The 17,539-nt window shown below is 30.5% G+C and carries 7 protein-coding genes; all 7 read right to left on the reverse strand.

Annotated features, from left to right (window positions below):
• Nucleotides 1–20: 20 nt before the first annotated feature.
• Genes P6733_RS05470 through P6733_RS05500 form a run of 7 tightly spaced genes read right to left on the reverse strand, consistent with a single transcriptional unit; the run spans nucleotide 21 to nucleotide 17,537 of the window.
• Nucleotides 21–5,930, reverse strand: a complete 5,910-nt coding sequence (locus P6733_RS05470; protein ID WP_306350746.1) for a hypothetical protein — start codon at nucleotides 5,928–5,930, stop codon at nucleotides 21–23.
• 10 nt (nucleotides 5,931–5,940) lie between these two features.
• Nucleotides 5,941–12,042 carry a hypothetical protein gene (locus tag P6733_RS05475; protein ID WP_306350748.1) on the reverse strand — a complete coding sequence of 2,034 codons (6,102 nt, stop codon included), beginning with the start codon at nucleotides 12,040–12,042 and terminating at the stop codon, nucleotides 5,941–5,943.
• A gap of 4 nt (nucleotides 12,043–12,046) precedes the next feature.
• The gene (locus P6733_RS05480; RefSeq protein WP_306350750.1) at nucleotides 12,047–13,153 is read right to left on the reverse strand and encodes a hypothetical protein; all 1,107 of its coding nucleotides are present in this window, start codon (nucleotides 13,151–13,153) and stop codon (nucleotides 12,047–12,049) included.
• Nucleotides 13,146–14,249, reverse strand: a complete 1,104-nt coding sequence (locus tag P6733_RS05485) for a hypothetical protein (protein WP_306350752.1) — start codon at nucleotides 14,247–14,249, stop codon at nucleotides 13,146–13,148. The genes P6733_RS05480 and P6733_RS05485 overlap by 8 nt, the downstream gene beginning before the upstream one ends.
• The gene (locus tag P6733_RS05490; protein WP_306350754.1) at nucleotides 14,242–15,345 is read right to left on the reverse strand and encodes a hypothetical protein; all 1,104 of its coding nucleotides are present in this window, start codon (nucleotides 15,343–15,345) and stop codon (nucleotides 14,242–14,244) included. The genes P6733_RS05485 and P6733_RS05490 overlap by 8 nt, the downstream gene beginning before the upstream one ends.
• Complete coding sequence (locus P6733_RS05495; RefSeq protein ID WP_306350755.1) at nucleotides 15,338–16,441, reverse strand: hypothetical protein; 1,104 nt, start codon at nucleotides 16,439–16,441, stop codon at nucleotides 15,338–15,340. The genes P6733_RS05490 and P6733_RS05495 overlap by 8 nt, the downstream gene beginning before the upstream one ends.
• Entirely contained in the window at nucleotides 16,434–17,537 is a 1,104-nt protein-coding gene (locus tag P6733_RS05500; protein WP_306350756.1) for a hypothetical protein, read from the reverse strand. The genes P6733_RS05495 and P6733_RS05500 overlap by 8 nt, the downstream gene beginning before the upstream one ends.
• Nucleotides 17,538–17,539: the final 2 nt, after the last annotated feature.

The following is a 17,539-nucleotide window of genomic DNA, read 5'->3' on the forward strand; positions in this document are numbered from 1 at the left end:
TTATATATTTAATCGTTAAATCAACGAACAATGAATGAACTTTCAATTACCATTTCACCAATACCAAAACCATCTTCAGCTAAATAAAGTGTTAATATATTTTCCTGAGTACTAAACATTCCTGTTGAATTTTCTGCAATTACCTTAAAATGATGATAAATCTTATTTCCTTCTCCATTGAGTGTTTCCAATGTTCCTGTTTCTAAATCTGTTGAAATTAAAGGAACTTCAACAGATAATTCATTTGAAGCAATTTCTTTGATTTTTATCCAATTTCCTTGAGCATTTATCTTATAAAGATGATATTTTCCATTGTACAACGTTTTCTCCCAGTACAACACTACTTCTTTGATTTGGCCTGCTGGGTTAATCGGTAATGAAGTATAATTTATTATTGGAGATTCTGGTAAAGCATTTTCCACCATTAACGTAGCAGTAATCTTTGATGGCTTTGATGGGGCATATTCTGCTACTATTCCCATACCTTCTTCAAAATATTCCACTTTTCTAGATACTGTTATTCTATAGTATAAAGCTTCACCATAAGGAATTTCATTCAAATCTGAAAAATTATCACTAAAAATCCATAATGCATTATCATAAATCGCTTCATCATTGATGTCAATAATTTTAACTTTTGACATTGTACGAATTGATTGCGAATCAAGCATATTAAAAGCTCTGTACAATGTTATTTTTCTGATATTCTGTGCTTTATGATAATTATTAATTTCAAAAACAATAGAAGATTCTCTTTCAAGGACACTATCCCTTAAAACTGGCATAATTCTTTTTATTTCTGGAGCTTCTGGGGGATTTGTATTGACTAACTTTATTGGTCCAAGAAAAGGACTATAGGATCCCATTTGCATTTGACTGTTAAGCTCTTTAACACTATAAAAATAAATATTACTCGAAGTTCCATCCAAAGTAAAATCTGTAAATAAAACTTTATGTGGGCTTGTGCTTACAATTTTAGCCATTGGTGCCATGTCAAAATCTACATCTGTTGCTGCTAAAATATAACCGTTACGATCTTTAATCGTTTGTTTTTTGGGTAAAGGATTGTAAATCTCTGGACGTAAGTTATTTGGTTTAATGTGTTGATATACAATCGGTAGTTCTGTTAATGACACAAAAGTATTCTGAATGGTTTGTTCAACAAAATCTATTATGCGTAATTCTTTATCAGCATTTGAATTTGCTAGAATTACAACTTGTTTTAGAGCACTAATTGATATAATAGGACTAATATTTTCATTATAAGTCTGATTATGCCAAATAATAAAATTATTTATAGACTCAATTAATTGCGGGTTATTTGGTAATGGCATAATGTATCCATTTTCTGGCGGATACATATTATAGGTTTCTTGATTTCTAAGTTGATTAAAACTAAAAAAATTGTTCCATCGATTCGTTAAAAATTGTTCATCATTACCTCCTAATATTCCCAAAGCAGTTCTTATTTGACTTACAGTACTAACATCATATAAAGCACCCAAAATGCCCTCATCATTCGATCTATAAAAAATTGCACTATTAGGTTTGTGTCCAAAAACTGTTGTAAAGGAATAGGTCGCTTTACCAAAGAAATCTGGTCGAGTTGCATACAACGAACCTATGGGTAACTCAGGGGTTTTGGGAGCAACTAATTCCTGAGCAAACATTAATGTAGGAATACTTATTTTTGAAAAATATTGATATACTGTTTCATGGCTTCTGAATCCAAAAATAGAATATTTTACTCCTTCATCTTGTCCAGGAAGAGTTTTCGCTTCTGTAAGGTTTTTACTTACATCTACATATAAATAAATTTTATATCCAGGATAAAAATTAATCAGTTGTGCTCCTAATTTCACAGCATCATATGTACTTTCAGGACTAAAAGAAGTATCTTGAAAATAAAGTACAACATTCGAAATCGATGAAAATTCAAGTTTTACAATTTCAAACGTTTTTCTTTCCCCATTCATAACAAAGGTAGATTCAGTTTTTAATCGTACAACACCATTATTCCATTCAACCGAAACTCCATTTGCATTAAATTGCGAATGTTGAGGCAATATAAAATCAATAAAAGTCATTTTATAAAGTCCATTATGACCATATATTAGATTACCATTATTATCTTGTCCAACTGGTTCTTCTTTTTTCTCAACTATTGCATTTTTCCAAAAACCTCTTGATTTCTCTATAAATCTCTGACTTTGGCCATCTAAATCAGTTGTATGATATACTTCTCTTCTAATTTTCCAATCGGAAGAATTTGGTATTCCAACTTTAACTTTTAAACTATGAGGATTAGCAGTGCCCCAACTAACCAAATTTTGCATATTTTCAACTATCATAAACAATCCATCCAAGGTAATAATTGGCGATTCAAGATTATCTACATCAGTTATTGTAGTTGCAGTTTGTCCAAAACTTAATGTATCACTAATTTCTTTTTTATAGACCTTTATTGTAGGTTGGGTTGGTGAAGGAATAATTTCGTGAATTACAAACTGCTGCTCTCCCATAATAAACATTCCTCCAATATAATTCTGATATACTTCATTGGATAAATTTGGAACCAACGTGTCTCCTGTACTAGCCATGTAATAACTATTTGTTATAAGGACTGATAACAAGGGATTTGTAGGGTCATCTTTTAGTTCTATTACTTTTCCTGAAACGCTATTAGGAACCTGATTCCTGAAAAATATTTCTATTTCTTCTGCATATAATTCTTTATCATCTGGATGAACTAGATCTAACGGTATATTTTGCTCAATTTGGGCATCTGTAAGATAATCATATTTTGGTTCAATTAATAAACCTGTTAATTCATGATATGTATGATAATCATAAGTAAGCCGTATTAAAGTCTTATCAGTTATATTCTCATTAATTAAAGCAGTATAACGATCCTGATCTAATTGAGAGGTTAAAAGTAACGGTGTTTCTTTTCTAATTAAATGTGCATTAATTTTTGTGGGAGCTTTTAATAAATTTGCAGGTTTTAAATCTGTTATAATAGAATGAACAATTTCACTACTAGTTGCTCTTGAAAAGATATTAATACCATAAGATCCATAATAATGTGTCCCTGAATCACTTTGTCTATGAATATAAATCACATTTGTTTCTTGTGACACAATTAAAGGAATAGTTTCATTATGTGGTAAACCTGAGTGTACCGCATTTTGATAATTTGGATCATTTGATAATTCTGGTATCATCCAAGTTACTTCATTATTCTTTTTATATTCTATACCTGCATAAACAGGAAAAGTAAATTCTTTACGATCAAACTCCAGTAATGTAACATAAAAAGGCTGATTAACCTCATCTAGTGGTTCATCTTCTGCTATTAAAGAAACATGTCGATATCTCCCATCGAATGTATATCCTTGTGAATCTGTAATTTCTGGAGAGCTTGGTTCTTCTATATCATTGCTACTAACGACCCCAGGTATAATTTCTTTAATCTGAACTGCAATTGGTAATCTTTGATTATTAATAGTTGTTGGTAAGCTTACTGATAAATGTTGTATTTCTCTTGACCCTAATCCATCTTCAAAATCTCCAAATGTTATATATTCAGTAACATAAATATATGAACCATTAAAAACATTGCTTTCTACATCCAGCATACCTAAACCTAGCATTCTGGCCATATGAAAATCATTAGCTCCAAAATTCAACATATCTAGTAATGAAATATCCATTACTTCATCTTGTAAAACAGGACTTCCTTCTTCAGCTCCTAATACAATTGATTCAATAGCAGAAGGATTATCAAATGCATTACTTAATTCTATAAATTTTGTAGTCACCATTTTTACATTTCGATCATCTACACCTAATATAGGACCACTCCATCGATCTTTGTAATTTGCTGTATTTACAAATGCATTATCATTAAATCGTGGCCATTTATTATGGATTAATCCTAATTCTGGTTCAAGTCGTGAAAAAACAGTTGAGTCATCTAAACTTACAGCATAGTTTCCTAATACATCCCATGCTAAGTTTGCATTTGATGTAGTAATAAAATCAATATAAAATTCAAAATATACTTTTGAAACTAAACAAGAAGTTGTTCTATATCGGATACTACGTATATTTTCTCCCATTAAATGTACGTCTGCTAATTGATTCCCCGTATATTGTTTTCGTGAAAAAGTATTTTTAGGAGCAGTTTCTAAATTTTCAGTAACTGATAAAACTTCTGTTTTTATTACTGAAGCTGTATTGTAATTAGTACTACTTAATTTTGCTGCAAAGAATAAGTCTTTCTTGCTTTCCAATTCAATAATTTCATCCCCATATTCTGTTATAAAATTCAATGGGTTTATTAATGGATTGATCGAAGTTCTTAATCCAGAATATTTTAATTGATTTTTAAATCTGACATAAATTAATTTTCCTGATAACTTATATACCCATAATGTATTAAAATCATCTACAACCTGAGGTGATGTATTAAAATCAAGAATTAATTGTGCTGCTCTTTCATAGCGAGCTCTGTAAACCTTAACGTAATCATTTGGTTTATTAAAATTAAAATTTGTTTGTGCATAATCTCCTTTAGGTAAATGTTTCTTCCCTAATAATCCTCCAAAAATCCATCTTAAATGAATTCCTTTTGCACTACCATCTTCTCCTGTTGACCCAGCAGTCAACAACATTAAATTAGGGGATTGAAGGGATAAGTAATCTGAAATACTAATGCTTTCCCCTTTCTGTTGACAATGTGTTTTAACTTCGGAAATTAAATCAATATTGTTTGATTCTATACCTTCAATATCTAGTTTAGTTATATTTAATCGAATATTAATCTCTCCAACACTATAACTCTTATCTATAAGATTAACAGGTTCAAGTAGATTAGTACTACAACTATTTAAATCTGAATCGGTGTGAACTATAAATGAATTTTCTTTCTGATAGAAACAATTCAATGTTAGATTATCATTCATGTGATATAATGATTTTATACCATTCTCATGCTCTTCAGAAAGTACTATTTCTTTTGACCAAATATTATTATAGTCTGAATTAAAATAGTGGATTACTCCATTTTTTATATCATATTGTATTATATAAAAATTGTCTCCTTTCAAACATAATTTTACATCTTTTCCATTTGAATTGGGTAAAGAATAGAATTTAGTTGAGGCTGTACTTCTAAATTTAGCCAAAAAATTCATCCTTGTATCCAATGTTTTCCCAACAATAAAATACTCTTCATTTGAAGTAATCTTTATATCTTGAATATCCCATTTTTGATCTTTAATCTCAAAGGAATACTTCATTTTAAGATCTGAATCTAATTCAATAATAATCCCTAGGTTTGAATTAATATTATTCCCTGTCAATACTAGTCCTCCTATCTTACTTGTAATTACAGTAATTGAAATTTTTTGATCAGTATATGACAGCTCATAATTACCAACACTATCTCCTTTTCGATTTAATTTACTTACTATAGGCGCATAATCTATTCCTTTACAGCAACTTACAATATAAAAACAATAATCATTACAACTGTGTTCAATATGAAGAAGTGACTCTGTATCCAATGTAAGGATTTCCTTTGTCCAGTATATTTCCCCATCAATTCCAGCAAATGACATTAAGTAATGTCTATTTCCAATTAAACCATAGGCAATATAACTAATACTACCTGTACCTTCAGTATAATCTTTTATTTGAATTACCTTATGTATTACAATTGGATCAGCTATATCTTCAATTGTATATTGTTTTTCCCATATTAGATTTCCATTTAAATCAATTTTTGTAATTAGGCCCTTAAACTCATACTGCCCTACTGCAAAAATAAAGCGCAGTTCTTCCTCAATAAATGGTTCTGAATAGTAATATGTCTGTTCAGTTCTATTGGATTGGTTTTGTTTTATATATTGGTTAATAAAAATCATTGTTGGAATTTTACGCGTTAATATCAATAATCACTGTTACATTTTCTCCTACAGGAGTATAGGCTGTACCATTCCATTCTTTATACTGAAATCTAATTTTCAAGTTTGGTTCTGTTATTACATTTCCTATTTTCATAATTAAAACCTGAGCATAATCTTTTGAATAAAGCATTTTATAATTTGGATCTATCTCATTATTGTTATTTAATACTATTATAGTATTTTGTATTTCTCCGACTGGTATTTTAGGATTATTAAAAGGCTCTGGATTACGAATCAATAAAGCTATTAATTGATTTGTCTGTTCATTTCGAATCACGTTAAATTCTGTAGTCGTTGCAAATTCTAATGGTTTTAATAAAAATACACCTTCTAGTACCCGATCAAATAAATGAGAATATTTAGTTATTAAATTAGGTAAAACATTAACATTAGTTCCCGAAATTATATCAAAAGCATTAGAAACAGCTTGTGATGATATCGATATTGACAATTTAAAAATAGCAGGTTTTTGATTTCCTTCCTCATCTTTTAGTATATAACTATTGATCTGTTTTTCAAAAGTTTCATACCGTGACGTCTGAAATACAAAACTATGTACTTCTACATTTTCATTTTCATCTAAACTACCGTTACTATTTACATCAAAGGCTGAATAAACTAAGGCTGTGTATAACTTTTGAGGTTTTAGATTCGTAAGTTTCACCGAATATGCATAACTCTCAGGAATTACAGCATCACCAATATGCAATTGACACGGAATATCACCATTCTCGATTAATGCATTTAGTAATTGAATATCTGCTGGAATCCTTGGATCATTATCATCTATCCAAATAGAATCTACAGCACCATTTCCAACAGGTATAGGAACCGTTTCTTCATTGAATTCAATTGGTAGCGGATATGGTATCAATACATTCGAAATTGGATCTTTAATTTTAATATTAATAGATCCTTCTAATGCTGGTAAATCCATATACTTTGGCCAAGATGAAAGCATATGATAGGTTAATGGTTTTGTAAAGAATATTGTTATTTTACATTCATAATGTCCCCAGAATAAAGGTTTGGATTGTAATAAATTACTATCTGCATTTGGATAGGAACGATTATAGTCTATATACTCTCGTAATGATGTTAATGAATAACCTTCAGGATTTAATAATTTTCCATTGGGCCTGTTAATTATAGTCCCATTTATATCGTATTCATTTCCATAAGTAACCCCTGGTGCATCGTGAAAATATCCAACTCCACCAGCCGTTTTAAACCCATAGAAATAATTATATGTACCATATCCAGCTCCATTATTCACTTCATCAATTAATTTAAAGCTAACATAATATTTTGTGTTTGGTCTCCAGATGGGTTGTACCATTTTTTCAATAGCTGCTTCCATAGCTAACTGATCTGCCATCTGTGCTGCAGAATCAGGTATTAAAGAATTATATTCATATTTTTCCAATGTTAACCATTCCAATTCCTGTAATGAAGTAATACATTTTATTTCATCTTCTGGTTTACAACTGCAATGTCCCTTTTCTTGAAGTACCTGCATAATTTGACCTGCAATACTAGATAACAAATTATAAGCTGATAAAATCTGATTAAAGGGTACACCATCATTAACCAATTTTGTTAATTGAAATAATGCATTTGAAAAATTATTATAATAGGGTTGTAGCAAAATGACTATCCCAGGATAAGTAGTCTCGTAACCTTTAATAAAATTTTGGAACTGAGCATAACAAGACATATTTAATTCGTCTACTGATGCTATCGACGTAAAGCAATACCCAGAAAGTAAAATATTATATAGATTACATAATTTTTCATCTTTATTTGAACAAGGGTTTTCTGAAGCAGAACAACCTTGAGCTAATACTGCTAATAATTGGACCATTAATAAGTCATATTTTACCTTATCACTCGGATAAATTAGTGTAATAATCCCATCCGAATTCGAATACGTTTGGGTAAATAAAGCTTCAATTTCTTCTCTTATTGATCTTACTTGATCTGAAACTGGAGTTATAGGCTCAATTACAATTTTAATAATTGGTTGGTCAGTATTAGAGTAAACAATAGGGATATTTAATTCTTCTCCTGTTTTATAAAGTTCTTCAATTAACTGATACTGAACCCGTGAATGATTTGGCGAAATATAGCTACTATAATATTTGATTCTTACACCGAGTGAATTTGAGCTTAATTTTAATTTTGTATCGACACTATTCTCTGGAAGAATTAAAACTAAATGATTGTAATTTGTAAAACTTAATGATTGTGCATAATCATACACATTCAATTCATCCGTAACTTTAAGGCAGTCTACTGGAATAATATTATTTTGTAATGTAAAGTCTTCATTAAATACTCCAATGATTTTACAATAAATTCCATTAATAAAATAAGCTCTTTCAGCATTATCATAAAAATAAAGTTTTCCCAATGTTTTATTCAAAACATTCATCACATCATACTTTAATGTTTTTGTTTCGCAAAACAAAGTTGAAGGTGTAATCCCATAATGTTCTGGAATAAACCAACCTGGTTGACCTCCATCCAAATATGAAAATGGATTATTTGCTAAAAGACGAATTGTATTATATCCATTTCCATTATGTTGCCAATAACCGATTTTCAGATTACTTACTTCATTTCTCTTAGGTCCTTCTTCAACCAGTGCTTCATAAGGATGATAGTCTATCCAATTTGTACCATCCCATGCCTTTACTTCAATTTTGTCTATGGAATATTTATGTTTTACCTGTCGTAATACGTGTCCTCCTGGAACGGTTTGTACAGGCGGTATTAAATCTACATAATTTGATGGTGCAGTTGTATATCCACCTAATTTCTGACTCACATTGACTGGAATGAGTCCTTTTACACTTTTAATATCAATATAGGTGTCCAATGGAATAACTTGTGTAATAGATTCGGGATCAACTATCATTAAATCTTTTCCCAAATATTTAATTTCAAATATTTCATTCGTTAACATGTGTATCCCTTTCACTAATTCTTCTGTACGGTTTACACTGTTATTCTCTGGAATATTTTCAAATGGCAATGCAGCAATTGGTGAAGTATCTACTTCATTACTAATACGCCATTCTATTGCTAATCTAATACTAAATTTAATTTTAATGAATCTAAATACACGAATTCTTCCTGCAACATGAATTTTTGCTGCTATAAGAAATGGTTTTACTGCTTCTGCAGAAAAAAATACATCCAATGAGAACCCTGCTGATATTAGTCTCCATACATTAACATCTATCTTTCCTCCAAAGTATAAATACCCTCCCATCTGCGGTCTTTCAAAACTGACTCTCCCACCTGCCTCAATTCCTGCTCGAATAAGGACTTTTATTCCGAATACATTTTTCTTAATTTCAAAATATGTAGCCGCTCCAATTTGAACACCCTGAGCAGAAATCATCAAGTATGACAGGGCTCTTAAATTAATAACATCTCTAAATAATGTAGCCGTATTTGGCTTTTCTCGAGTCCCAATATTTACATACCAAGCCGAATTGTTATTGAACATAAAACGGGCTTCTACCTGAGCATGCAAATCAAAGATTTTACCTGTACGTTTTGGTAATTTATAATCTGCTCCCATTCCCATTTCAATAGAACTATCACCCCATGCCACAAAAGCGAAGAATGGGGGTTCTTTCAAATCATCTAATCCTAAGCGGGAAGCTAATATTGAAGCTCTACCTTCAATCATAAATAAAGTAGGTAATGACAATAACATCATTGCACGAACTGAAATTACTGTACCATCATCAAATGAAGTACCTAATATAGCTCCAACTCCTACTGAAAATGGTGTACTGTAATCCTTTGTTTTATTCGGTCCGCTAAATTTACTGACGTGTATGCCACGGGGTGGATAAACATAATAATCATACCAAGTATTCACTCCCGACACCAATCCAACAGCTTCTTTCTCCGCTACATAACGATAACCCAATAAACCCTTAAAACCATAAATTGCTATAGGACCTATAGGAATAGGTGCTGGAAGTTGATCAAGGGATACATCGATAATGAATGCTGGTTCTTTCGGCTGTAAGTGCATAGCTGCACTAGCTTTAACCTTTGCTTTTGGTAATTCTAAACTTACACTTCCTCTATATTCCCGTGTTTCTCCCGGATCTGGTATTGTTAAACTACCGTGAATAATTGCCAGAGCATTTGTCGGATCTGCCCCCCCAGGAATAATCATATCAATTTCTATTGAAGAAATACTAATATATGAATCACCAACTCCATTATACTCATCATTATCTATCGTATAATAATATTTTATTCCTTGACCACGGGCATCTAATGCTAACGGATTCATACTGATGGCTCCATTAAAGCCCCAATAATTGTATTTTCTACCATTTCTTTCATGGGCTCCAAAATGAATACCAGTAACTACCATTTTTACAGGTCCTAAATCTATTGTAATGTTTGATGGAATAAATCCATTTCCACCTACAATTTCAATATGTCCATTACTATATAGTCGGATATTTGGAATAATTATTTTTTGATTTCCAATCAGCTTAGTCATTATGGCATTATCGAACCATATTTCGCAAGAAGTTCCTACATAAAAAGTATTATCGTCCTTACCCAGCTCAAATGTTAGAAAATTAAAATTGACAAAATCAAATAAATTTGCCTGAAGTCCTCCTTCAACAGCAGCAGTTAAATTAAAATCGCCATCTTCATATAAATGTCCTGCAACATCAATATGCAAGGGTAACCCTGTTGTTTTATTTTTAAATTTGGGGATTTTCAATGCACCTCGAATATTCGAAGCTACTACAACATTCTGTTTGAATGTAATATCAAAACGATTAAAGCCTAATGAAAATCCATTATCTCCCCCAATTTTAAACCAAAAAAAGTCATCCGATGTAGCTGGAGTACCATTTACTGTTTCTAGAATAATCGTTCCAGATACTCCCCCAGAACCAATTAATAGCCTCCTACCAGCAATTCGTAATGTTTGTCCATTATCCTCTTTAAACCATAATTTTGGTAAAGTTATTGCTGCATAATCTGCATAAACCCCTTTAAATGTTTTAGGGCGACCATCGGCATCGGCCTCAGGGATATTTTTATCTTTATTTAAATCAATTTTTAATCCTGAAAATTCTGCTATCAAGCCTGTATTACCAATCATAGAACGGTTTAAATCAAAACTACTCAAATTGTTAAATTCAAATCCTCGCTTTGATGAATACTCTAAACTTCCCGCATTAAATTTTAAATAACTAAAATAGTTATCGGGTAATGGATCATTTATTCCTAAATTAGGCACAGGTTCAATGCCAGTATATACAGGCACCAACCATTTACGTGGAAATTGTAATCCTATACTAATCTCATGAATAACAGCATTAAAATTTAACTCTAATGCTTCTTTTAAATTTTCTTCAATATTATCGAAAAATCGAGCAAATAATTTTTTTACACGATTTAGTCCATCTATTTCTATTACACTTTCATAAGTAACCTCGATAATATTAAAATCTAAATCATCTATTTTATTTAAAACTAAATCTAATTTTTCTTGTTGAGAATAAAAATCATCATCAGATATTGTAATATTTTGACCATAATTAGTATTAAATTCCTGAACAAAGTTTTCTAACCCTTCTCCACCAGGATAAAATACAATAAGTACTTCTCGTAAATATTGAGAATGATTGATTCCAGATAATTCTAACAGGACATTCAATACCGACTTTACCGTATTATCAAATGATTCAAAATTAAAATTATTGATATATCGTAATATTATCCACGAGTAATCAAAACTAATCGGAATTTCTGTACTACCACTCGTTGCGGGATTTAACACAAGACGCAAATCTTTCTCAATAGGAATATCTATTCCAATAGAATTATAGGATGTCAATGTCAAACTGTAAAATCCTGAAGAACCATCATAGCTTTGACTAGCAATCAAATTTTTCACATAAATATCATCAAAAATACTAATCAAAGCATCTCTAATGGCTTCAATCTCATTAGGTATTTTATCTAATGGAAGTAACTGACTTAACGAAGGGTGCATTATAGTATTTGACATATATTTATTCTTTATAATATTCTATGATTCGTGTAGCAATTAAAGTTGGATCGTTTTTGTGGCCTTCCAGATATAATTTACATGTAATCCAATTATGCTGAGCATCATATTCGTATTCATAATAACGATTAATCGCTGGCTTATTTCTAAGCCCTGGGGTTGTAAAAACTTGCTCTGTAATATCTCCATATCGATTGTATTTCCCAATCATTTGTTCTGCGGGAAATGCCCTATAGTTACCGCCTTCCATTATATACCTTTCTACTTGGTTTATATAATTTTCTTTGGAATCATAAGTATATTTTTCCTCAAATTCTTTCTTACCGTTTATTAGATAAGTAATTTGAATTAATCTATTCTGACTGTCATATTTATAATTTCGTTTTATATTGCTATTGTATGGAGTGTCTAAATAATGCTCATAATAGGTTCCTAAAATTGTATTCTTTTGATTTTCTCCTGCATTAATTTCTTGGCTTATTAAATTCCCTTTTTGATCATAAATATAATGGGTTCGGGTATGTATATAAGCTGCAGGAGGAGGTACTATTTCATAATCGTCTAATGGTTGATTTTGTATCTCTTCTATTATCCTGTTTTTATCATCAAAGGTATATGAATATACACCTTGAATTAAATCTGGTTCAATTTCTATATTTGTTCCTCTACTCCATATTTTTTCATTTAATTTTATCCCAATATTATTATAAGCAGGAAAAGGAACGGCTTGTTTAATTCTATATTTTTCTTTTTCTATTCGATCTTTTTCATTGTATACATAATTTGTGGTTGCTTTATAGTTTATAGGCTGTGTGATGGAGTCTTTTAAACTCGAAAGATATAAAACCATCATTCCATGCCTATCAAATTGTTTATAACTTACACTACCAACATCATTTTTTGCTTTGAGAAGTAAAATTTCATATTTACTATATCCTTCCTTTATATAAGTATAAAAGAAACGCATCGATTCCACCTTTCCATGTAAGTTGAAAGCTCTAAGACTAGTATGAATTCCACTATAATCTACATTATCCTGCGCAGTACATCCTGAAATATTTAATATCAGGACACAGAACCAAAACATTATTTTCGTTATAATTCTATTCATAATACTTTATTATTCGTGTAGCAATTAAAGTTGGATCATTTTTGTGGCCTTCCAGATATAATTTACATGTAATCCAATTATGCTGAGCATCATATTCGTACTCATAATAACGATTAATCGCTGGCTTATTTCTAAGCCCTGGGGTTGTAAAAACTTGCTCTGTAATATCTCCATATCGATTGTATTTCCCAATCATTTGTTCTGCGGGAAAATCTCTATATGTACCACCATTAGATACATATCGTTCTACTTGGTTTATATAATTTTCTTTGGAATCATAAGTATATTTTTCTTCAAATTTCTTTTTATCATTGACCACATAAGTAATTTGAATTAACCTATTCTGACTGTCATATTTATAGTTTCGCTTTAAATCACTATTATATGGGATATCTAAATAATGCTCATAATAACTTCCTAAAATTGTATTCTTTTGATTTTCTCCAGCATTAATTTCTTGGCTTATTAAATTCCCTTTTTGATCATAAGTATAATGGGTACGGGTACGGATGTAAACTGCAGGAGGAGGTGTTACCTCATAATCGTCTAAGGGTTGATTCCATATCTCTTCTATTATCCTATTTTTATCATCATAGGTATAGGTATATAAACTTTGAATTAAAATGGGTTCAATTTCAGACCCAGATCCTCTGCTCCACATTTTTTCATTTAATATTATCCCAATATTATTATAAGCAGGAAAAGGAACGGCTTGTTTAATTCTATATTTTTCTTTTTCTATTCGATCTTTTTCATTGTATACATAGCTTGTTGTTAGTTTATGATTTATCGGTTGTGTGATCGAATCTTTTAAATTATAAAGATTTAAAATTATCATTCCCTGTTTATCAAATTGTTTATACCCCATACTACCAACATCATTTTTTGCTTTAAGAAGTAAAATTTCATATTTACTATATCCTTCCTTTATAGAAGTATAAAAGAAACGTACCGATTCCACCTTTCCATGCAAATTATAAACTCTAAGACTGGTATGAATTCCACTGTAATCTACATTATCCTGCGCAGTACATCCTGAAATATTTAATATCAGGACACAGGACCAAAACATTATTTTCGCTATAATTCTATTCATAATACTTTATTATTCGTGTAGCAATTAAAGTTGGATCATTTTTGTGGCCTTCCAGATATAATTTACATGTAATCCAATTATGCTGAGCATCATATTCGTATTCATAATAACGATTAATCGCTGGCTTATTTCTAAGCCCTGGGGTTGTAAAAACTTGCTCTGTAATATCTCCATATCGATTGTATTTCCCAATCATTTGTTCTGCTGGAAATGCCCTATAGTTACCGCCTTCCATTATATACCTTTCTACTTGGTTTATATAATTTTCTTTGGAATCATAGGTGTATTTTTCCTCAAATTCTTTCTTACCGTTTATTAGATAAGTAATTTGAATTAATCTATTCTGACTGTCATATTTATAATTTCGCTTTATATCGCTATTGTATGGAGTGTCTAAATAATGCTCATAATAGGTTCCTAAAATTGTATTCTTTTGATTTTCTCCTGCATTAATTTCTTGGCTTATTAAATTCCCTTTTTGATCATAAGTATAATGGGTACGGGTATGTATATAAACTGCAGGAGGAGGTGTTACCTCATAATCGTCTAAGGGTTGATTTTGTATCTCTTCTATTATCCTGTTTTTATCATCAAAAGTATATGAATATACATTTTGAACTAGGTTAGGATCAATTTCAGACCCTGTTCCTCTATCCCATATTTTTTCATTTAATTTTATTGCTATATTATTATAAGCAGGAAAAGGAACGGCTTGTTTAATTCTATATTTTTCTTTTTCTATTCGATCTTTTTCATTATATACATAACTTGTAGTCGCTTTATAGTTTATAGCTTGTGTGATGGAATCTTTTAAATCATAAAGATATACCTCCATCATTCCATATTCATCAAACCGTCTATATCCGACACTCGCAACATCATTTTTTGCTTTGAGAAGTAAAATTTCATATTTACTATATCCTTCCTTTTTATAATTATAAAAGAAACGTACCGATTCCACCTTTCCATGTAAGTTGAAAGCTCTAAGACTAGTATGAATTCCACTATAATCTACATTATCCTGCGCAGTACATCCTGAAATATTTAATATCAGGACACAGGACCAAAACATTATTTTCGCTATAATTCTATTCATAATACTTTATTATTCGTGTAGCAATTAAAGTTGGATCATTTTTGTGGCCTTCCAGATATAATTTACATGTAATCCAATTATGCTGAGCATCATATTCGTATTCATAATAACGATTAATCGCTGACTTATTTCTAAGTCCTGGGGTTGTAAAAACTTGCTCTGTAATATCTCCATATCGATTGTATTTCCCAATCATTTGTTCTGCTGGAAATGCCCTATATGTACCACCATTAGATACATATCGTTCTACTTGGTTTATATAATTCTCTTTGGAATCATAGGTGTATTTTTCTTCAAATTTCTTTTTATCATTGACCACATAAGTAATTTGAATTAACCTATTCTGACTGTCATATTTATAGTTTCGCTTTAAATCACTATTATATGGGATATCTAAATAATGCTCATAATAACTTCCTAAAATTGTATTCTTTTGATTTTCTCCAGCATTAATTTCTTGGCTTATTAAATTCCCTTTTTGATCATAAGTATAATGGGTTCGGGTACGGATGTAAACTGCAGGAGGAGGTGTTACCTCATAATCGTCTAAGGGTTGATTCCATATCTCTTCTATTATCCTATTTTTATCATCATAGGTATAGGTATATACACTTTGGAGTAACATAGGTTCAATTTCTGCTCCTGTTCCTCTGCTCCATATTTTTTCATTTAATTTTATCCTAATGTTATTAAAAGCTGGAAAAGGAACGGCTTGTTTAATTCTATATTTTTCTTTTTCAATCCGATCTTTTTCATTATATATATAATTTGTTGTTGCTTTATAGTTTATAGCTTGTGTGATCGAATCTTTTAAACTCGAAAGATATAAAACCATCATTCCCTGTTTATCAAATTGCTTATAACCTACACTACCAACATCATTTTTTGCTCTGAAAAGTAAAATTTCATATTTACTATATCCTTCCTTTATATAAGTATAAAAGAAACGCATCGATTCCACCTTTCCATGTAAGTTGAAAGCTCTAAGACTAGTATGAATTCCACTATAATCTACATTATCCTGCGCAGTACATCCTGAAATATTTAATATCAGGACACAGGACCAAAACATTATTTTCGCTATAATTCTATTCATAATACTTTATTATTCGTGTAGCAATTAAAGTTGGATCATTTTTGTGGCCTTCCAGATATAATTTACATGTAATCCAATTATGCTGAGCATCATATTCGTATTCATAATAACGATTAATCGCTGGCTTATTTCTAAGCCCTGGGGTTGTAAAAACTTGCTCTGTAATATCTCCATATCGATTGTATTTCCCAATCATTTGTTCTGCGGGAAAATTTCTATATGTACCACCATTAGATACATATCGTTCTACTTGGTTTATATAATTCTCTTTGGAATCATAGGTGTATATTTCCTCAAATTTCTTTTTATCATTGACCACATAAGTAATTTGAATTAACCTATTCTGACTGTCATATTTATAGTTTCGCTTTAAATCACTATTATATGGGATATCTAAATAATGCTCATAATAGGTTCCTAAAATTGTATTCTTTTGATTTTCTCCAGCATTAATTTCTTGGCTTATTAAATTCCCTTTTTGATCATAAGTATAATGGGTACGGGTATGGATATAAACTGCAGGAGGAGGTGTTACCTCATAATCGTCTAAGGGTTGATTTTGTATCTCTTCTATTATCCTGTTTTTATCATCAAAAGTATATGAATATACATTTTGAACTAGGTTAGGATCAATTTCAGACCCTGTTCCTCTATCCCATATTTTTTCATTTAATTTTATCCCAATATTATTATAAGCAGGAAAAGGAACGGCTTGTTTAATTCTATATTTTTCTTTTTCTATTCGATCTTTTTCATTATATACATAACTTGTTGTTCTCTTATAATTAATGGGTTGTGAAAGTGAATCATATAATCTGTAAAGAAACAATATCTCCATGCCATATTGATCAAATTGCTTATACCCTACACTCGCAATATCATTTTTTGCTCTTAATCTCAAAATTTCAGCATTACTATATCCTTCCTTTATATAAGTATAAAAGAAACGTACCGATTCTACTTTTCCATGCAAATTATAAACTCTAAGACTGGTATGAATTCCACTATAATCTACATTATCCTGCGCAGTACATCCTGAAATATTTAATATCAGGACACAGGACCAAAACATTATTTTCGTTATAATTCTATTCATCA

The organism is Flavobacterium aerium, assembly GCF_030766725.1.
In the GTDB taxonomy this organism is placed as follows: Bacteria; Bacteroidota; Bacteroidia; order Flavobacteriales; family Flavobacteriaceae; genus Flavobacterium; species Flavobacterium aerium.

Bases quoted from the DNA above. Each gene is read 5' to 3' on its own strand.
- P6733_RS05495 (WP_306350755.1), bottom strand. From the start codon at position 16,441: ATGAATAGAATTATAGCGAAAATAATGTTTTGGTCCTGTGTCCTGATA.
- P6733_RS05500 (WP_306350756.1), bottom strand. From the start codon at position 17,537: ATGAATAGAATTATAACGAAAATAATGTTTTGGTCCTGTGTCCTGATA.
- P6733_RS05485 (WP_306350752.1), bottom strand. From the start codon at position 14,249: ATGAATAGAATTATAGCGAAAATAATGTTTTGGTCCTGTGTCCTGATA.
- P6733_RS05475 (WP_306350748.1), bottom strand. From the start codon at position 12,042: ATGTCAAATACTATAATGCACCCTTCGTTAAGTCAGTTACTTCCATTA.
- P6733_RS05470 (WP_306350746.1), bottom strand. From the start codon at position 5,930: ATGATTTTTATTAACCAATATATAAAACAAAACCAATCCAATAGAACT.
- P6733_RS05480 (WP_306350750.1), bottom strand. From the start codon at position 13,153: ATGAATAGAATTATAACGAAAATAATGTTTTGGTTCTGTGTCCTGATA.
- P6733_RS05490 (WP_306350754.1), bottom strand. From the start codon at position 15,345: ATGAATAGAATTATAGCGAAAATAATGTTTTGGTCCTGTGTCCTGATA.